This window comes from Planctomyces sp. SH-PL14, assembly GCF_001610835.1.
In the GTDB taxonomy this organism is placed as follows: domain Bacteria; phylum Planctomycetota; class Planctomycetia; order Planctomycetales; family Planctomycetaceae; genus Planctomyces_A.
Window position 1 is genome coordinate 6,533,186 of record NZ_CP011270.1, and the last position, 17,332, is coordinate 6,550,517.

Here is a 17,332-nt window from a genome sequence, read left to right on the forward strand (position 1 = left end):
TGAAATCTGAAGTGGAAGGTGGAGTCTGCGGCTTCGCAGGGACACCCACGTCCGGGGATCAGCCCGGACGGCGTTCGATCATGCGGACGTTCAGCGGGAGCTTGTGGGCCACCCGGTTGAAACATTCCCGCGCCAGGTCCTTGGTGCCACCCGCGATCTCGAACAGCACGAGGCCAGGCTTGACCACGGCGACCCAGTGATCCGGCTCGCCCTTACCGGTACCCATTCGGGTTTCCAGCGGGCGGGCGGTCACGGGCTTGTTCGGGAAAATGCGGATGTGCAGCTTCCCCTCACCGCGAATGTACTGATTCGCGGCGATGCGGCACGCTTCGATCGTAACGGCGCTGATATGGCCGGCGTCGATCGACTGCAGACCAAACTCACCGAAGACGACCGTGTTGCCACGGGTCGCATTACCTTTTATGCGACCTCTTTGGCTTTTTCGATGCTTGACCCGTTTGGGCATTAGCGCCATCGCCGGTCTCCTCGTCCGAATAATTTCCGAGATCGATCCACACCTTCACGCCGATGGAGCCCATCGCGGTCTGGGAGATCGTAAATCCATACGCCACGTGACGCTGAAGGGTGGAGAGGGGGATCGACCCCCGGCTCGCCTTCTCACACCGTGACATTTCCGCGCCCCCGAGACGTCCCGAGAGCTGAATCTTGACTCCGTACGCACCCGCTTCCATGACCTGGTCGAGCGTCCGCTTGATCGCCCGGCGGAAGCTGCCGCGCTTGGCGAGCTGCTGGGCGATGTCTTCGGCGACGAGGAACGGGCAGCGGAACGGGTTGTTGATTTCGACGATCTTGACTTCCATCCGGCGACCGGTCAGGTCTTCCAGACGAGCCTTGAGCTTGTCGATCTCCGAACCCTTCTTCCCGATGATGATCCCGGGACGGGCACTGTGCAGGAGGACGATGACCTGGTCGCGGGTCCGCTCGATCTCGACCTTCTCGATGGCGGCCGCCCGGTACTCCTTGCGGATGAACCGGCGGATCTTGAAGTCTTCGACGAGCAGCGCACCGAACTCCCGCTTCGGCGCGAACCACCGGCTGCGGTGCTCTTCGACGATGCCGACGCGAAATCCGGTAGGTCGTGTCTTCTGTCCCATGTTTCGACTGCTGGATCTGGGCTTTTGGGCTGTGGGCCGGAGCCGCGTTGAGCTTCCGGTCCGTAACGCGATGCGATTACTTAGCTTCGACTTCCGGGGCGTCGACGCCGATATGAATGTGGGCGAACCGCTTGCGGAGGGTGTAGACCATCCCGCGGGCACGCGGGCGGATCCGCTTGAACATCGGGCCGCCGTCAACCTGGGCGTCCTCGACGATCAGCCCCTCGATGTTCCGGGCCCCGCGGTCTTCCGCGTTGGCGGCGGCGCTGTTCAGGACCTTCTCGAGGAACCGGGCGCCGCGATTCGGAACGTACTTGAGGGCTTCGCGAGCCTGCTCGACGGTCAGGCCGCGGATCATGTCCGCGAAGGGACGAACCTTCCGGGCGGAGATGCGGGCGTACTTGTGATGGGCTTTGACGATCGCCATGTCTGGATCCTCGAGAGGCATTCGCCTCTCACACTGCGGTCACACGACCGCTTGATCTGTTCGAAGGGCTTACTTGTTGCCCTTGGCTCCGTGACCGCGGAAGGTCCGGGTCGGAGCGAATTCGCCGAGCTTGTGGCCGACCATGTCTTCGGTCACATACACGTTGATGTGCTGCCGGCCGTTGTGGACCAGGAACGTGAAGCCCACGAACGTCGGGGGAATGGTGGACCGACGAGCCCAGGTCTTGATCGGATCCTTGCGTCCCGACGCTTCCAGCTTGGCGACCTTGGCCGCCAGCTTCTCGTCGATAAACGGACCCTTCTTGAGTGAACGTCCCATGGCCTGTGTCCTTCGACTCCGACTCGTCCCGACACCCCGCCCGAGCGGGGCACGACTTCAAATGGTTGCGATCAAATCTTCTTCTGGCCGTACCGGCGGGAGACGCGGCGACGAACGATCGCCCGGCTCGACGGCTTGCGGCGCTTCCGGGTGTTTCCACCCTTCGCCAGCTTTCCGGTGGGGCTGACCGGGTGACGACCACCCGAGCGACGACCTTCACCCCCACCCATCGGGTGAGCGATCGGGTTCATCGCCGAACCGCGGACGGTGGGGCGAATTCCCATCCACCGCTTACGTCCGGCCTTACCGAGAACAATCTTCGAATGATCGAGGTTACCGACCTGGCCGATCGTGGCGCGGCAGGTCGCCGGAATCCGGCGGACTTCGCCCGACGGCAGGGTGATCTGGGCCCACTGCTTGTCGCGGGCGTTCAGGACCGCCAGGGTGCCGGCACTGCGGACCATCTGGCCGCCGCGTCCAGGCTGGAGCTCGATGTTGTAAATCTGCGTTCCGGGCGGAATATGAGTCAGCGGCATGCAGTTGCCGACCTTGGGCTCATACTTCGTTCCGCTGTAAATCACGTCGCCGGCCTTGAGGCCCAGCGGAGCGATGATGTACCGCTTTTCCCCGTCCGTGTAGTGGAGCAGGGCGATGCGGGCCGTGCGGTTCGGATCGTATTCGATGAAGGCGACCTTCGCCGGAATATCGTCCTTGTCCCGCTTGAAGTCGATGATGCGGTACTGGTACTTGTGACCGCCCCCGCGATGACGGGTGGTGATCCGACCGTGATGGTTGCGACCCGAGGGCTTCGGGAGGCGGACCGTCAGGGACTTTTCCGGCTGCTTCTTACGGCACGTCAGGTCCGCGAAGTCGCTGACGGACGCCCCGCGGCGGCCAGGACTCGTCGGTTTGTAGAAGCGAATTCCCATGGGAGTGTTCCCTTGTCTTCCGTCTTGTCGTCTTGTCTTCAGTGACCCCGGAGGAGGGGGCCGGCTCGATCGACCGCAGTGAACTTAGAAGAACGAGATCCGGTCTTCATCGTGCAGCTTGACGATCGCCTTCTTCCAGTCGCGGGTGTGACCCATCTTGGTCTTGAACCGCCGCGGCTTCCCCTTGTAGAGCTGCGTCCGGACGGCGGCGACGCGAACGCCCCACAGCTCCGACACGGCCTTCCGGATGTCGTCCTTGGTCGCGATCATCGCGACTTCGAACTGGTAGGCGTTGTAACGCTCCGCGTGGTGCGTTCCCTTTTCCGTGACGAGCGGACGAAGGATCACCTGGTGCGGCTCGAGAACGATTCCGGGCTTTGCGATCTTGGACATGTTGAGGCTCGTCATCCGGTTGCGGCCGTGGCGGCAACCCACTGGTGTCCGCAATGGCGGACGAAACCGATACCGTCCGCGGCTGCGGATGGGGCGATAGTCTGCGTTACTTGCCGCGGAGGGCGTCCAGGGCGTCCTTGGTGACGATCAGCCGCTTCTGGTGCAGCAGGTCGTACGCGTTGAGTTCCTTCGACGGCGAGACCCACAGCTTTTCGATGTTGCGGGCACACCGCCAGACGGTGGCGTCGTGGTCCTTGGTCGTCAGCAGGCAGGACTGGTCCTGCACGCCGAGGGCCTTGAGGAGGGTCGAGACGACCTTGGTCTTGGGTTCGTTGATCGCGATGCTGTCGACGACGATCGCTTCGCCGTCCTGGAACTTGCTCAGGAGGGCCATCTTGGTGGCGATCTGGAGCGATTTCCGCGGCATCCGGTAGCCGAAGTCCCGGGGGACCTTGGCGAAGGCGTGACCACCGCCGACGCGGGTGGGGGACCGCTTTCCGCCCGCACGGGCGTTACCGGTGCCCTTCTGCTTGAACAGCTTCTTCTTGCTGCCGGCGACTTCCGACCGGGTCTTGGTCTTGAACGTTCCGGCCCGCTTGTTCGCTTCGTACATGATCACGACTTCGTGCAGCAGCTGCTTGCTGATCCGGTCAGCAAGGTCTGCTCCATCGAACTCGTACTTGCCGACGGTCTTGCCAGACATGTCGACGACGGGAACCGAAATCATGATCTCACCTTGAGGGTCGTCCAGGGCTCAGGGCCCGGGGGCGATGTCTTGTGCGGCTGGCGGGGGGAGGGCTCGGAATCGTTCTCGAGGCCTACTTGGCCCGCTGGATCATCACGTAACCGCCGTTCGGGCCCGGGATCGAGCCTTCGACGACGATCATGTTGTTGTCCTTGTCGATCTGCAGCACGCGGAGATTCCGCGAGGTGCAGCGCTCGTTACCGAAGTGACCGGCCATCCGCTTCCCCTTCCACACGCGGGAGGGGTAGGTGTTGTTACCGATGCTTCCGGGCTTGCGGTGGGCCTTCTTGACACCGTGGCTCGCGCAGGTACCGGAGAAGTTGTGCCGCTTCATAACCCCGGTGAAGCCACGGCCCTTGCTGGTGCCGATGACGTCGACCCGGGCGACTCCGTCGAAGCTGTCCGCCGCGACGACGTGACCGACCTGGACTTCGACCGTTTCGCCGTCGACGCGGAATTCACGGACGAAACGCTTGGCTTCGCAGCCGGCCTTCGGCACGGCGGGGACGCCGGACTCGGCGAGCTTCTTCTGCCGCTTGCTCTTAAGGTCGGCGACGTGGCCGCGTTCGGCGCGGGAGGCCCGCGACCGCTTCCGCTGGTCTTCCGGGCGATCCTTGTCCTTGTCGCTGATCTTGTCGTCGAATCCGAGCTGAACCGCTTCGTAGCCGTCGCGATCCTTCGTCTTGACCTGCAGGACCGTGCACGGGCCAGCTTCGACGACGGTGGCGGAGTGGATGTTCCCCTGCGCGTCGTAGACCTGCGTCATTCCAATCTTGCGTCCGAGAATACCGACTGGCATGGCGATGACCTTGCACGATATCTCTGGCGACAAAGCCAGAGGGATTCACTTTAACGGGGTCTGCACGATCCTTCGCGACTCGGTCCGCTCCTGCGAGACCGTGGGGAATCGTGTCCTCGGCTCGCCAGATGCGAACCGGCTTCAGAATGGGCTTGTCCGTCCGTCCGTCTCTTCGTTCGATCCGTACGCTTAACCGATTCGTTCCACTGCTGTGCGACTACATCTGCCATTTGGCTCGGCTGGCTGCAGCCGGGGCCGTCCGGCCGGCCTAAGTCGTGGCCTTGATCTTGATGTCCACGCCGGCGGGGAGCGACAGCTTGTTGAGAGCGTCGATCGTCTTGCCGGTCGGCTGGACGATATCGATCACCCGCTTGTGCGTCCGGATTTCGAACTGCTCGCGGGACTTCTTGTCAATGTGCGGGCTGCGGAGGACGGTATAACGCTCGATCCGCGTGGGGAGCGGAATCGGTCCGTGAACCACCGCCCCCGTCCGCTTGGCCGTGTCAACGATGTCGGAAGCCGACTGATCGAGCACCGTGTGATCGTAGGCTTCCATCCGAATTCGAATTCGCTCGTTGCCAGCCACCGAACGTTACCTCTTGTTTCAGTGCCTGAGCTGCCGCACGTCGCGTTGCAACTCTGCTTACGTCAATGCTTTCCGACGAAAGCACCCCGCCCTCGAGACACCGGGAGCGGGGTGGGAAGCGAGGGATGATAAGAATGCGCCCGCGGAGTGTCAATTGAGTGGGGCGGGTTTACGTCGTTTCCGGACAGATTCACGACCGGTCGTCAAGGGGGATCCGGCGACCTCATCGCGATTTGATTAGTCTTTCAAAATCAGTTCAACCGGTTTGCCGTCGGTCGGGACCGTGGCGGTCAGGCCGGAGGTCCTCAAGTTGGCGTACTTCGCAGGGAAAATCGGTTGGAGGGGACGTTTCGATTCCGGCGTTCCGGGCATCGGCGGGGGTGTGGAAGGGGCGAGGCAGATGGCGTGCTTTCCGGCGACTGCTCCGGACTGTCCGTTGGTCTTGAGAACAAATGTTCCGTCCGAGCCGGTCGTCGCGAAGGCGGCGGGGCCGGAGGCGGGTACGAAACTGACGTTCAGGCCCGCGGCCGGCGACCCCTTGTAGGTCACGACGCCGCGGACGGGGCTCAGGTTCGGGATCCGCGGCTTCCCTCCACATCCGGCGGCCAGGAGCGGAACCAGAAGTAGACAGGCGTGCAGGCTGGGGCTCATGGGAATGTCGGACTCAGGGAGGACGTTGGCCCGACAGTCGAAGCGGAAAAATTCAGAACGCCTGGTGAAAGTGGAAGGCAACGGGGATCGACGGGGGTGTCATTCGATGGCCGGGACCGGGTCGCTGCCGTCGATCGTTGCCAGGAACCGGTAGCTCTGGAGGTCGATGTTCTCCGACAGGAACTTGATCCCGCCGTCGGCCATCAGGAAGTTCGCGCCCCCCTCGTGGTAGCTGGCAAAGGCGTAGTTGTTGGGCCAGTCGTCCGGCGGAAAGCTGTTCAGCACATAGTGATTGAGCGGAATGGCGGCCGTCGCGTTGACGCTGTTGAACCAGTACCACATCGACCGCGTGCACAGTCCGGCCACCGCCTCGCCCCCCGCGAGCGTGTTGCTGGTCCCGTCGCGGATCTGCGCTTCCCGGGTGGTGATCAGGCCGTCGGCGCACCGCCCCTGGAACCCGTTGGCAGCGTCGAGGCCGTTGGGGTGGTTGGCGAAGCGGCCCCGGGGGGAGGAGTTGATGAACGTTCCCCAAGCCCAGTTCGAGCCGGAGCAGAGCTTGTAATTCGTCACGCCGTAGGTGTTGGCGGCCCTCATGTCTCCGCGAGTGTCCAGCCGGCCCTGGTTGTTCGTGGAGTCCGACGGGCAGAGGAAAACCGGGATGACGAGCTGCGAGACGGCGTAGTTCTGCTGCACCCCCGGGTCGCCCGGGGCGGCGGACGCGTTGAAGTGCTTGTCGAAGTCGATCTTGTGGTAGATCGCCGCCTGATCGAGATACGGGAGGGCGAACTGGCACCACGATCGCGAGTCGTAGGCGTTGTCCGTGTAGTCGGCCCGCATGTTGAAGGTCGGCGGAAAGATGCCGAACACCTCGTGGTAGCTGTAGAGGGCGATCCCGATCTGCTTGAGATTGGCCCGGCACCGCGTGGCGCGGGCCGCTTCGCGGGCCTGCTGGACGGCGGGGAGCAGGAGCGCCACCAGGATGGCGATGATGGCGATGACGACGAGCAGTTCGATCAGTGTGAAGCCGGAGCGGCGCCGCAACATCCCATCCCCTCCGACGCCAAAAACGGCTGATCGCCCCCTCGACTGAGCCGTCGAGTTCGAATTTATCGTGCCTAGTGCGGTGTGGGTCGTCAAGCGGCGACAGGAGGCTGCGGCGCTGCTACGCTCGCTCGTTTTCCGTCCGCCCCATCCCTCTCCGCCGGTGTCATGCCCAAGCTGAAAACCGTCGCCGCCAGCATTTACGACTTCCCCAAGTATTACGACATGGTGTTCAACGCCGACTGGGGGACGGAGCTGAAGTTCATCGAGGCGGCTCTGGAGAAGCATTCTCGGCGGACCGTGAAACGGGTGTTCGAGCCGGCGTGCGGGACCGGCCGGCTGCTGGTGAAGCTTGCCAAACGCGGGTACGAGGCGTCAGGCAACGACCTCAATCCCAAGGCGGTCGCCTACTGCAATCGCCGGCTGCGGAGGCACGGGCTCCCCGAGACCGTCGAGGTGGGGGACATGTCCGCTTTTCGGCTGAAACGGAAGGTCGACGCGGGATTTAACCTGATCAATACGTTTCGTCATCTGGGGACGGAGGAGCAGGCGGAGGGGCATCTCCGCTGCATGGCGGAGGCCTTGAATCGGGGCGGGATTTACCTGCTGGGGCTGCACCTGCTCGCGAAGCGAGGGGAGCTGTGCGACGAGGAGTCATGGTCCGCGAAGCGGGGTGGGACCTCGGTGACGTCCCACATGTGGACCAAGAAGATCGATCGGCCGGGGCGGATGGAGTATCTCGGGATGACGATTGACGTCGTCGGTCCGACGGAGGAGTTCCGGATTGATGACGAGATGCATTACCGGACCTACACGATGTCGGAGATGCGGGATCTGCTGGGGCGTGTACCGGAGTTTGAGGTCGTCGAGACCTACAACTTTCACTGCGATATCGACAAGCCGCAGAAGCTGGACGACTGGACGCAGGATGTGATTTACGTTCTGAAGCGGAAGTAAGCGGTCGGTCGTCGGCTCGAACCGCTTTCGTGCCGGCACGACTGCGCTAGGTGAAACCCAACGTGCCACGGCCGCTGGGGTCAAGCGGGCCAAAAAACAACACAGGCCCCCTTGCCGCCGGAGGCACTTCCATGAGGAACCGTGGTAAACAACGGATGTCCCTTTTGTGGTACCAGCGTTGAGGACTCCCTCACATCACACCGCTCGCTCTGGTATCCCCGCGGGTTGGTGAGGGGCATACGGCACGGTGTCCGCGCTTGGACACTCACTCCTTCAGGCATCTTTCGACGGCCAGGCCTCCGGCGGGCAAGAGGGCGTTGCCCCCTTGCATCCCCCACCAGGGTGCCCCTGGACCCGGTGAAGTGCAGCCCCTCTATTCCCAGCCTGTGCCGGTCTCGCGGCAAAGAACATCCGGGAACGAATGCCTCTCCCCTTTGACCGTGATGCCCAGCATCGGCCATTGATCCGGAATCGTGAGCCACTCCGGACCCTCCGGTTGAACCAGCACCGTCTCACCCGTCAGCGCAAAACGAACCCCGGGATGCCAGTGCACCACGGTGCCACTGCCCAGGGTTGCCGGCTCGTCCGGACGGACCGTCAGCCCCGGCTGGTCATACCCCAGCGTCTCCCCCTGATCCGCCAGCCGCCATTCGTCCGCCACGCCGAACTTCTCATAAATGCGGTGGACCCGTTTCCAGGTCTCGCCGATCGACCAGCCCGCGAGCGAGAAGTGCATGGCGGTCGCCAGCACCAGCGTTGCCGCATTGTGGGTTTCAACAATCGATGCGGGGGGCTGACCGAAACAGACACTGCGGGAGACCCCGACATAAAGCCCGTTGCGGCGGCCGATCGCCGAGAGCACGCAGTGCCGGTTGACCGTGTCGGTCCCAAAGCCCCAGTGGCGATACCGGTGACCCTGAAAGTCCGCCATCACCTGCAGGCGATAGGGAGTGATGCCGTGCCGCAACAGGCGGTGGGCCAGGTGCCCCGCGACCTCGGACTCATTCTCTCCCTGACTGAAACTGCGAGCCGTCGCCTCGACAGCATGGGTGACTTCCCGGGCCAGCACGCGGATCCGGTTCGCCTCCAGATCGGTCAACGTCCGCCGGAAGTCCTGCAGCTCCGCGTCGATGCTCTGCGGGCCCGTGTCGTAAAGGACATTGCGGCCGCGGCACATGTCGTTGCAGAGCGTCCCGGTGATCTCCTGCCAGGGGCGCTCCTTGACCTGGAAACCGAGGCCGTTGAGCTGATGATCGAAGATGTGGCTCGAGTCCACGTTGCTCGTCAGGATCACGCGGACGTCGCGGGTGATGAACAGCGCGGCAACCGGGTCCAGCGTGCCCGGGCGGGTGTTTTCCGTTCCGCAGGTGAACCAGGCGAAGTTGGCTGGAGAGCGGAGGAGCAGTCCGTCGACGTTCTTGAGAGAAATGTATTCCGCCAGCAGTTGATGCTTGCGGTTGATAGACGCCGCACGGTCTACATCGAGAATCGGGATCTCCCCGGACGACGGGGGGGAGTAAGGTTCGAGTTCGGCGAAAGCCATGCTCGCGAGTTTTCCTGTGAGATGCCGGAAAAACCGTGAACGTCCGCTCCAAGACGGGCAACACGCGAGCTTAGCAAACGGAGTGCACCCGACACAGATATTGATGTCGGATCGCAACAAATCGCGGAATCCTGGTGCATGTGGCGTCATTTGCGATATCTGGGAGGGGCCGGAGTCCGCTATCGAACGCGCCGTCACGCCCGCGAATACCTGCATCTCCTGCAGAACTGTCGCGACGCTCAGCAGGTGAGCCTGCGAACGATCCTCGCCCTGAACGCCGACAGCGCGTTCAGCCGGGAACGGGGTCTCGATAGCACGCTTACGATCGAGGAATTCCGGCGACGGGTGCCAGTGGCGGGCTACGAAGCGTTCCGGCCCTACATCGAACGGACGATGCGGGGAGAGGCGACTGCGCTCCTCGGCCAGGCCAACCCGCCCATCATGTTCGCGCAGACGAGCGGCACGACCGCCGCTTCGAAGTCGATCCCGATCACGCGTCGGTTCCTCGACGATTACCGCCGCGGCTGGCAGGTGTGGGGGATCCGGAACTTCGACGATCATCCGCGCCTGCACCGGATGAACCTGTTCCAGGCGGTGAGCGATCACGACCAGTTCCGCTCCCCCTCCGGGCTGCCGTGCGGGAACATCAGCGGGCTCGTCCAAGCCATGCAGGGGCGGGTGATCAAGCTGCTCTACACCGTCCCGGACGCTGTGACGAAGGTCGCCGACCCGGAGGCGAAGTATTACGCCGCGCTGCGGCTGGGGATTGCCGACCCGCATGTCGGCTCGCTGATGACCGCCAACCCAAGCACGCTGGTCCTGATGGCGAAGCTGGCGGTCCGGTATGCCGAGTCTCTCATTCGCGATGTCCGCGACGGCACGCTCTCGAGCGAGTTCCCGTACGGCTCCGCCGATCACGACCGGCTCCGTCCGTGGATCCGGCGGCGGGATCCCGCGCGGGCCCGCGTCCTGGATAGGCTCGCCGAGAAGGCCGGGATGCTCCGGCCGCGCGACGTCTGGCCGGACCTGCAGGTCATCGCGGTCTGGACCGGCGGGAGCGTGGGGGCGTATCTGCCGCAGGTTCGCGAGTGGTACGGCGATGTTCCGTTCCGCGATCACGGACTCTCGGCGAGCGAAGGGCGGATGACGCTGCCGCTGGGGGACAACACGTCGGCGGGGCCGCTCGATGTCGGGACCCACTTCTTCGAGTTCATTCCGGTGAGCGAGATCGAATCGGCGTCGCCGACGGTCCTGCTGGCCGACGAACTGCGGGAGGGGGAGGAGTATTTCATCCTGCTGACGACGGCCTCGGGGCTGTACCGCTACGACATCCGCGATGTTGTCCGCTGCACCGGGTTTCTGGGGACGACGCCGGTGCTGGAGTTCCGGCACAAGGGGGCGCACATCTCCAGTATCACGGGAGAGAAGCTCACGGAATCGCAGGTGGCCGAGGCGCTGCGGGGGGCGAGCGAGCAGACGGGGCTGTGTCTCCCTCCGGTGACGCTCTGTCCGGCCTGGGGAGACCCACCGCGATACGAGTTGCTGGTGGAGGAGGATGAGACGACGCCGGCGGCGCGGTGGGTTCAGTTCGCCGAGGTGCTGGAGGGGCTGCTGCGGGCCGGGAACATTGAGTACGCCGACAAGCGGAAGACGCAGCGGTTGGCTGCCGTAGGGTTGCGGATTCTGGGGGCGGGGACCTGGGAGCGGTTCATTCGGGACCGGCAGACGCGGCCCGGCGGGAGCGTGGAGCAGTACAAGCATCCGATCCTGAAGCCGGATCTCAGCTTCGCGGAGACGCTGGTGCGGGAGTTCAGTCCGCAGTCGGTGTCGGCGGCGGCGAAACGGTCGCGATCGTCGCTGGAGCCTCGTTAGGGGGCGGGGGAAGAGGCTTGAGGCGGAAGGCTGAAGGTCGAGGGCGAACGGGAGGCCTTTGCTCGATCCGACGTCAATCGCCCACGATCCCGCTCAGCTCTTCGCTGGCTGCGTGTTTGAGCGATGAGCAGTGCCTCCGTTGTCGGTTCGTCCGCGCGGCGCGTGACTCGGCTCTGCAGCGATATCGGCCCTCGGATGGCGCCTTGAGAATCTTCCGAAATCCCGCGTGACTTTCCGGCGGCCGCTTCGCCAGTGGTAGCAGGCGGGAGACGTCTCCCGTCGATCCGGTGAGGTTCGCACGATGACCCGGGACGATCCGGTTTCCGCTTTCGCCGACGGCGTTTCCAGCGCGTTGGGGGGCGTCGCGTGGTTTCTGACCCTGTTCGCGGCGGGGGCGTGGCTGGGGCTGTCGTATCGAGCGGGGAGCTGGGCCGACGGTCGGGAGACGTACTTCTTTCTGCTTGGATCGGTCCTGCTGGCCCCCTTCTCGCCGCAGCGGCTTCTGTGTTGGGGGACTTCCGTTGGTCTGTGGTTGATGGGACGCCGGTCACAGTCCGCGGTCGTGGGAGCCGGCGGCGGGCTGAGCGTCCTGCTGATCTGGGCTGGAATGGCGGCCTGGGAATGGAGACTGCGGTGGTGACTGTGTTTCGAACGCCTGCGGAGTGAGGAGATGGCAATGAGCCGAAACCTGAGCGACGAACGGCGGCGATGGTTCCTGAAGGGAGCGGCTGGGCTGGGGATCCTGCTCGGGGCGGCTCATCTGGCCGCCGATGTCTTCTGGATGAAGTTCAATTTCCGGGAGCATCCGACGCTCGGCCTGATGCTGGTCCTGTCTCCTTGCCTTTCGTTCTTGGTGCTCGGGCTGGTGGCCCGGTCTCAAGGCCGGGGCCGGTACCTCGTCTCGATGCCGAGCCTGTGCTTCGGGGCGGCGGTCGGAGTCGTCATCAACGTGTTCACGATCTGGATGGAGCTCATTGAGTTTCTGACGCCGTACAATGGCGGGGGCGCGAACATTGGAATGGGGCTTCTGCTGCTCGGAACGCCGATCTTCACGCCGCCGCTGATGTTTGCGACCGTGCTCGCGGTCGAGCTGGCCGTTCGCAGCATCGGGCCGCGCAGGCCGCAGACTCATTCCTGAAGCTTGACCGCCCTGGGGATCGAAACGCGGAGTCCCGTTCCCGGCGCGTTGCCCCAGGCGATGGCGTTTCACGCCTTCGGCGTGCCGGGCTCGATCCGAGGGCGATGACACGGCGCGACCGCGCCGGGCGCCTGCGAACCAGCAAGGGGAGGGCGACAGAACGGGACGTCAATTGCCCAGCGTCCTGGCGAGCTGGCCCGCTTTGACGATGCCGCCCTGCAGGACGGCGATGAATCGCCGGCGGTCTTCGAGGACGGAGATATCCGCGACGACGTCGCCGTCGACGATCAGGACGTCCGCCAGTTTGCCCGGTTCGAGCGTCCCGAGCTCGTGGCCGCGGCCGAGGATCTCCGCTCCGTTCCGGGTGGCGCAGCGGAGCGTTTCGAGCGGCGTGAAGCCGACGTGCCGGACGAAGAATGTCAGCTCGCGGGCGTAGTCGCCGTGCGGGTTCCAGGCGAAGCCGTAGTCGCCCCCCATGCCGAGCCGGCCGCCCGCCTTGAGGATCCGGCGGGCGCTCTCGGCGCCCCCTTCGAGCGTCTCCTTGTGGCCGTCGATGACCCGCGGCGGCAGACCGAACTCGGGGCCGCGGACGATGCTCGCGTATTCGAAGTAGAGGGCGGGCACGCAAGGGACGTCCCGCTCCAGCAGCAGGTCCATCGCCTCGTCGTCCATGAACGTGCCGTGCTCGATCGCGTCGTAGCCGGCGCGAAGGGCGTTCTTGATCCCTTCGGTGGCGCGGCAGTGGCCGGTCACCTTGAGTCCATGGTTGTGGGCGGTCGAGACAACCGCCGCCATCTCCTCGAAGGTCATGCAGAGTGTGTGGTGGTCGTTGATGTCCGGCGAGGCGGCGTCGCCCGTGGGGTAGGTCTTGACCCACTCGACGCCGTCCTTGACGAGTTTGCGGACCGCCTGCCGCGCCTCGTGCGGGCCGTTGACGATCAGAACCAGCCCTTCCATCCCGATCTTGCGGAAGTCCGGGTTCCAGTCCATCAGGCCGCCGGCGCCGCAGATCTCCCGCCCGCTGGCGGCGAGCCGCGGGCCCGGCATCTGGTCCTCTTCGATCGCCTTCTTGAGCCAGAAGTCGATGTTGAACAGGCTCCCTCCGCTGCGGGCGGAAGTGTAGCCACATTCCAGGGCCAGCTTGGCGTTGCAAGCCGCGAGGAGCGTGACGTATTCGACCGGGTACTTGATATCGAGGTCTTCGAGGGCCGCGACGTTGAAGTAGGTCGGGTGGAAATGGGCCTCGACGAGCCCCGGCAGGATCGTTCCGCCGCGGGCGTCGATCGTCTGGTCCGGCTCTCGGTCCCGCGGGTGACCCGCGGCGGCCAGTCCGGCGATCGGGCCGGCGTAAGCGATCCGGCCCTCTTCAATGAGCAGGGCAGCGTCGGGGATCGGCGGAGTGCCGTTTCCGTCGACGAGCTGGCCGTTCCGAATCAGCGTGCAACCGGTCCCGGAGCGCATGGGACGTGGCCTCGAAAGGGGGACTGATGGACGTGGCCCGATTCTGCCGTGAGAGATCGGCCCGCACAAGCAGCGACGGCTTGAGTCTCAACCGGAAGGCCGGCCCCGCCGAACGCGAAGGTCTGTGGCGAGATTCCAGCAGAGCGCTGGGTTTCGAAGACTCAACCCAGCCTACGACGAACCTTCCCCGGAGACGGCCTCGGTCCTGTGCCACCCGTCTTGAACCATGTCTCGGATGTCAGACGCGAACAGGAAGGTTGAGAGAAAGAACACGAGTCCGAGAGGAAGGGCCGCGAATTGGAAGCCCCTGGTCAACACGCCGGTCAGCTCAAGAACGAATCGCAGCGTCGCTTCATCCTCGAACTGAATGTGGCTCGCCACACTGGAAGCACACATTGCGGTGGAAAGGACCAGCCCCGAAGCCGAAAGAAGGCACGCGAAGAATGTTTTCGACAGCAGCGCTGTGGCCGAGAGACTTCGCTGCGACCGGATTCGCCAGATGAGACTTGCTACGGCGACTGAGACGCACCCCGCAATCAACACGCTCAACAAGACCGCGGCCACAGTTCGCTCCTGGGGTTCCCTGGTGACTGTTGTCGGACTGTCTCGCCGTCCTGCCGCACTTCAGGAACGTCACCGTTCCACCGCGGTCATGCCGGGACTCGTATTGAGGACACCCTTCCCGCGAAAACTGGCCCAAACTCCGCGCCACCCTCGGCGCAAAAAAGAACCTCCGCCTGTGCCGTTCGAACTGTCTGGCTGGACCCGCAGTTTGAGGTGGAAACCGCGCTTCCGGGTTGTGTGAGCCGTGGTGCCGACGAATCGGTCACCCGGATATACACGCAGCCGAAAGTGCAGCCCCCTGCGAGATAGTTGTAGGGTCCGCGCACTTCACAATTCGTGATCGAACACCGCAGAGGTGTAAGCTCCGAAGAGCTCAACGGCATGCTAGTCCCGGGGAAGGAGGGGGACAAGGAGTCGTTCCGTTCGTTTGCCGAATTGACAGGAGTTTTGCCGTCGCTGAACGCGTTCGTCATCCGTCTGCCGCGAACGACGCCTTTGCGGTTGAACATCGAACACGTTGCGAGATTGCGACAGGTCGGATGCCTTCAGGAACCTGCGCGGCTCAGCAGGAGCTTCGCCCTCCCCGGGCGCGGCGTTAGGATGCCGGAGTCGACTTGCTCGCCGCCGGAAGGTGCTGTTTGGATCAGGAACCGCCATCACGACTTGCGAATGTCTTGTGGCCGACGGCAAGCGGTTTGCGGCTCTGGGCCGGGCTGGTCGTCTGTCTCTGTGGAGTGATTGCCGGGGCCGCGCCGCCGAAGCTGGAGTACACGCTCGACGGCGTTTCGCCTTTGGCGGAGAAACGGATCGAAGCGGCCGAAGACTTTCTGTCCGCGAAGCAGTGGGATGAGGCGTTCCGGCTTCTCGATGAAGTCCTCCGCGAGTATCGGCGGGACCTCGTCGAAGCGGAGCCGGGGCGGTGGGTGAGCGTTCCGCGGCGCGTCAGCGAGATCACCGCCGCGCTGGAGCCGGAGGGGCTGGCGGCGTACCGCCAGCGGGTCGATGCGCAGGCGTCCGAGTTGTTTCGGGAAGCGGAGGCGGCCGGCGACGTGCCGCGGCTGGAACGGCTGGTGACGGAGTTCTTTGCCAGTACGCCGGCCGAAGGGGCGCTGTGGCGTCTTGGGGAGCGGTATTGGCAGGCGGGGGAGATTGCCGCTGCACGGGACGTGTGGCGGTCGCTGATCGCCGAGGGAATGATCGCCCGGAACTACCCATCGCCAACGATGGCCCAGCCGCTGGTTTGGGCGCGTGTGGCCCTGTGTCACCTGCTGCTCAATGACATCGATTCCGCCAACGGATGTGTCGGGCGGCTCTATGACAACTTTCCCGATGCGACCGGAACGATCGGCGGTCGGGAGGGACTATTGAAGGAGCTGATTTTAGAGACGATCGAAGAGCGGAGGGCGCATCGGCCCGCCGGAGGGGGATCGGCACCCTGGCAGGGAGCCGGGTCCGCCGCCGAAACACGGGTGAACGGTCTTCGCTGGTCGTCGGCGGGTGGAGCGGTTCCATCCTTCGGCGACCGCGTCGTACAGGAGGTTCCGGCCGCCTGGTCGAACGTGCTGCTGGCTTCGACAAACGACCGCGTCCGAGCCCTCGATCTTCGGACCGGCCGGCCGGCGTGGCCTTCGGGGAAGCGCGAGGATGACGGCTCCGTCTTCGAGACCGATCCGGCCCCGTTGACGGATCCCTGGCCGCGGCCGCTTCATCGTCCGGCGATTGGTGACGGGGTCGGCTTTGTCCGCCTCGGCGTCGGCGGGAAGCCGAACCGGCTGTCGCTTCTGCAGAACGATACCTCCCGCATTGTGGCCCTCGACCTGAAGGCCGGGGAGGGAAAACTGCTGTGGTCGACGATGGCGGGGGATCTGGACCGGTCGCAGTCGTGGGGGTTTGCCAGTTCGCCGGTCGTCTCCGAAGACCGGGTCCTGGCGGTGGTCCGGACGCCGGGGACGGAGTCACAGTTGGGGGTGGCGTGTCTTTCGGCGAGGACCGGCCAGCGGCTGTGGCTGCGGGCTGTGGGGACCGTGCTGTCCGAGGCGGATCCGCTGTGGGGACGCGAGGTGCTCGTGGCCGCGTCCGGGCGGATTGTGCTCAACGTGGCGGGGCTGGTGGCGCTGTTGCGGTTGGATGATGGGTCGGTGGAGTGGGTCGTTCGCGAGAGCCGGCGGGAGGGGGCGGGTGAGCCGGGTTCGGACCTGACGGCCACGATCGTTCCGCTGGTAGAGAAGGGGACGATCTATGCGGTCGTTGGTCCGCGGACGGCGGCCTGTCTCGACTGGGAGGACGGGCGGCGGGAGTGGACGGCCGAGTTTGACGACGAGATCGAGGCGGCGGTCGCTCGCGGTGAGAGGATTGTCGCTTTCGCGGGACGGTCGCTGACGGGGGTCCATATCTGGTCGGGGAAGCCGATGTGGCGGCTGCGGTTTCCGGATGCAGGGATGGGGCCGGGGTGGCAGGCGGGGCGCGATCTGTTCTGGTCGACGAATGAGGATCTGCTGACGGTTGATCTGGCCCGCGGAAGTGTCGTGCATCGTGTCCCTCTTCCGTTCCGTGGCGAGCGGGGCAGGGAGGGGATTCAGGGGGGCTGGCTGTCCGGTGCGGCGGGCTCGCTGATTCTGGCTGCGCCGGCGGGCCTGCGTGTCTTTGAGGTTGGTCCGTCGGCGGACGGGCGAGGCGCCACGCGATGATCTGGACGGTCCGGGTCGTGGCGGGTCGGGAGGGCGCATTCGTCGATTGGTCGTTGCCAAATACTGACCAACCGGGTCCAGGGGC

18 protein-coding genes and 1 other RNA gene are annotated in these 17,332 nt (G+C 64.7%); 5 read left to right on the plus strand and 14 right to left on the minus strand.

Annotated elements, in window-relative coordinates:
* Window positions 1-58: 58 nt before the first annotated feature.
* The 11 genes from rplP to VT03_RS25070 form a co-directional block, all read right to left on the minus strand.
* Window positions 59-475 carry a 50S ribosomal protein L16 gene (gene rplP, locus VT03_RS25015; protein WP_075095527.1) on the minus strand — a complete coding sequence of 139 codons (417 nt, stop codon included), beginning with the start codon at window positions 473-475 and terminating at the stop codon, window positions 59-61.
* On the minus strand, window positions 414-1,115 hold the full coding sequence (rpsC, locus tag VT03_RS25020) for a 30S ribosomal protein S3 (RefSeq protein WP_075095528.1): 702 nt from the start codon (window positions 1,113-1,115) through the stop codon (window positions 414-416). Before rpsC ends, rplP begins: the two co-directional genes overlap by 62 nt.
* Window positions 1,116-1,191: 76 nt before the next feature.
* Window positions 1,192-1,542, minus strand: a complete 351-nt coding sequence (rplV, locus tag VT03_RS25025) for a 50S ribosomal protein L22 (RefSeq protein ID WP_075097285.1) — start codon at window positions 1,540-1,542, stop codon at window positions 1,192-1,194.
* Window positions 1,543-1,611: 69 nt separating this feature from the next.
* Complete coding sequence (gene rpsS, locus VT03_RS25030; protein ID WP_075095529.1) at window positions 1,612-1,881, minus strand: 30S ribosomal protein S19; 270 nt, start codon at window positions 1,879-1,881, stop codon at window positions 1,612-1,614.
* 71 nt (window positions 1,882-1,952) lie between these two features.
* A complete protein-coding gene (gene rplB / locus VT03_RS25035; protein WP_075095530.1) occupies window positions 1,953-2,810 on the minus strand; it encodes a 50S ribosomal protein L2 in 858 nt (285 codons plus the stop codon).
* Between the two features lie 84 nt (window positions 2,811-2,894).
* Complete coding sequence (gene rplW / locus VT03_RS25040; protein WP_197489077.1) at window positions 2,895-3,203, minus strand: 50S ribosomal protein L23; 309 nt, start codon at window positions 3,201-3,203, stop codon at window positions 2,895-2,897.
* A gap of 106 nt (window positions 3,204-3,309) precedes the next feature.
* Entirely contained in the window at window positions 3,310-3,930 is a 621-nt protein-coding gene (rplD, locus tag VT03_RS25045) for a 50S ribosomal protein L4 (protein WP_075095532.1), read from the minus strand.
* 91 nt (window positions 3,931-4,021) lie between these two features.
* Complete coding sequence (gene rplC / locus VT03_RS25050; protein ID WP_075095533.1) at window positions 4,022-4,747, minus strand: 50S ribosomal protein L3; 726 nt, start codon at window positions 4,745-4,747, stop codon at window positions 4,022-4,024.
* A 268-nt stretch (window positions 4,748-5,015) separates the two neighbouring features.
* Window positions 5,016-5,333, minus strand: coding sequence for a 30S ribosomal protein S10 (rpsJ, locus tag VT03_RS25060; protein ID WP_075095535.1), 318 nt, complete (start codon window positions 5,331-5,333; stop codon window positions 5,016-5,018).
* A gap of 237 nt (window positions 5,334-5,570) precedes the next feature.
* A complete protein-coding gene (locus VT03_RS25065; RefSeq protein WP_075095536.1) occupies window positions 5,571-5,984 on the minus strand; it encodes a hypothetical protein in 414 nt (137 codons plus the stop codon).
* A 99-nt stretch (window positions 5,985-6,083) separates the two neighbouring features.
* Window positions 6,084-7,028 (minus strand): DUF1559 domain-containing protein, encoded by a 945-nt coding sequence (locus VT03_RS25070; RefSeq protein ID WP_075095537.1) that lies wholly within the window; start codon window positions 7,026-7,028, stop codon window positions 6,084-6,086.
* Between the two features lie 165 nt (window positions 7,029-7,193).
* On the opposite strand from VT03_RS25070, the gene VT03_RS25075 reads away from it, so the two are divergent.
* Window positions 7,194-7,982: a class I SAM-dependent methyltransferase gene (locus VT03_RS25075; RefSeq protein ID WP_231870512.1), complete on the plus strand. Its 789-nt coding sequence runs from the start codon at window positions 7,194-7,196 to the stop codon at window positions 7,980-7,982.
* 373 nt (window positions 7,983-8,355) lie between these two features.
* Here VT03_RS25075 and VT03_RS25080 read toward each other — a convergent pair whose 3' ends face one another.
* Entirely contained in the window at window positions 8,356-9,525 is a 1,170-nt protein-coding gene (locus VT03_RS25080; RefSeq protein ID WP_075095538.1) for a M24 family metallopeptidase, read from the minus strand.
* Window positions 9,526-9,663: 138 nt separating this feature from the next.
* Between VT03_RS25080 and VT03_RS25085 the strand changes: the two genes are divergently transcribed.
* The 3 genes from VT03_RS25085 to VT03_RS25095 all read left to right on the plus strand — a co-directional run bounded on the left by VT03_RS25085 (window position 9,664) and on the right by VT03_RS25095 (window position 12,535).
* The gene (locus tag VT03_RS25085; protein WP_075095539.1) at window positions 9,664-11,397 is read left to right on the plus strand and encodes a GH3 auxin-responsive promoter family protein; all 1,734 of its coding nucleotides are present in this window, start codon (window positions 9,664-9,666) and stop codon (window positions 11,395-11,397) included.
* A 301-nt stretch (window positions 11,398-11,698) separates the two neighbouring features.
* Entirely contained in the window at window positions 11,699-12,037 is a 339-nt protein-coding gene (locus VT03_RS25090; RefSeq protein WP_075095540.1) for a hypothetical protein, read from the plus strand.
* Between the two features lie 36 nt (window positions 12,038-12,073).
* On the plus strand, window positions 12,074-12,535 hold the full coding sequence (locus tag VT03_RS25095; protein ID WP_075095541.1) for a hypothetical protein: 462 nt from the start codon (window positions 12,074-12,076) through the stop codon (window positions 12,533-12,535).
* A 168-nt stretch (window positions 12,536-12,703) separates the two neighbouring features.
* Here the strand turns inward: VT03_RS25095 and VT03_RS25100 are convergent, their stop codons facing one another.
* Both VT03_RS25100 and ssrS read right to left on the minus strand, forming a co-directional pair.
* Window positions 12,704-13,996: a metal-dependent hydrolase family protein gene (locus VT03_RS25100; RefSeq protein WP_075095542.1), complete on the minus strand. Its 1,293-nt coding sequence runs from the start codon at window positions 13,994-13,996 to the stop codon at window positions 12,704-12,706.
* A 726-nt stretch (window positions 13,997-14,722) separates the two neighbouring features.
* Window positions 14,723-14,919: non-coding RNA, 6S RNA (gene ssrS / locus VT03_RS25110), on the minus strand.
* Window positions 14,920-15,255: 336 nt separating this feature from the next.
* Between ssrS and VT03_RS25115 the strand changes: the two genes are divergently transcribed.
* The gene (locus VT03_RS25115) at window positions 15,256-17,247 is read left to right on the plus strand and encodes a PQQ-binding-like beta-propeller repeat protein (protein ID WP_075095544.1); all 1,992 of its coding nucleotides are present in this window, start codon (window positions 15,256-15,258) and stop codon (window positions 17,245-17,247) included.
* The last annotated feature ends 85 nt before the right edge of the window (window positions 17,248-17,332 follow it).

Excerpts from the sequence above, each read along its gene's own strand:
- rplD (WP_075095532.1), bottom strand. The coding sequence starts at position 3,930 with ATGATTTCGGTTCCCGTCGTCGACATGTCTGGCAAGACCGTCGGCAAG.
- rpsC (WP_075095528.1), bottom strand. The coding sequence starts at position 1,115 with ATGGGACAGAAGACACGACCTACCGGATTTCGCGTCGGCATCGTCGAA.
- VT03_RS25080 (WP_075095538.1), bottom strand. The coding sequence starts at position 9,525 with ATGGCTTTCGCCGAACTCGAACCTTACTCCCCCCCGTCGTCCGGGGAG.
- VT03_RS25075 (WP_231870512.1), top strand. The coding sequence starts at position 7,194 with ATGCCCAAGCTGAAAACCGTCGCCGCCAGCATTTACGACTTCCCCAAG.
- VT03_RS25070 (WP_075095537.1), bottom strand. The coding sequence starts at position 7,028 with ATGTTGCGGCGCCGCTCCGGCTTCACACTGATCGAACTGCTCGTCGTC.
- rpsS (WP_075095529.1), bottom strand. The coding sequence starts at position 1,881 with ATGGGACGTTCACTCAAGAAGGGTCCGTTTATCGACGAGAAGCTGGCG.
- VT03_RS25100 (WP_075095542.1), bottom strand. The coding sequence starts at position 13,996 with ATGCGCTCCGGGACCGGTTGCACGCTGATTCGGAACGGCCAGCTCGTC.
- VT03_RS25095 (WP_075095541.1), top strand. The coding sequence starts at position 12,074 with ATGAGCCGAAACCTGAGCGACGAACGGCGGCGATGGTTCCTGAAGGGA.
- rplP (WP_075095527.1), bottom strand. The coding sequence starts at position 475 with ATGGCGCTAATGCCCAAACGGGTCAAGCATCGAAAAAGCCAAAGAGGT.
- VT03_RS25090 (WP_075095540.1), top strand. The coding sequence starts at position 11,699 with ATGACCCGGGACGATCCGGTTTCCGCTTTCGCCGACGGCGTTTCCAGC.
- VT03_RS25085 (WP_075095539.1), top strand. The coding sequence starts at position 9,664 with ATGTGGCGTCATTTGCGATATCTGGGAGGGGCCGGAGTCCGCTATCGA.
- rplC (WP_075095533.1), bottom strand. The coding sequence starts at position 4,747 with ATGCCAGTCGGTATTCTCGGACGCAAGATTGGAATGACGCAGGTCTAC.
- VT03_RS25065 (WP_075095536.1), bottom strand. The coding sequence starts at position 5,984 with ATGAGCCCCAGCCTGCACGCCTGTCTACTTCTGGTTCCGCTCCTGGCC.
- rplW (WP_197489077.1), bottom strand. The coding sequence starts at position 3,203 with ATGTCCAAGATCGCAAAGCCCGGAATCGTTCTCGAGCCGCACCAGGTG.
- rplB (WP_075095530.1), bottom strand. The coding sequence starts at position 2,810 with ATGGGAATTCGCTTCTACAAACCGACGAGTCCTGGCCGCCGCGGGGCG.
- rplV (WP_075097285.1), bottom strand. The coding sequence starts at position 1,542 with ATGGCGATCGTCAAAGCCCATCACAAGTACGCCCGCATCTCCGCCCGG.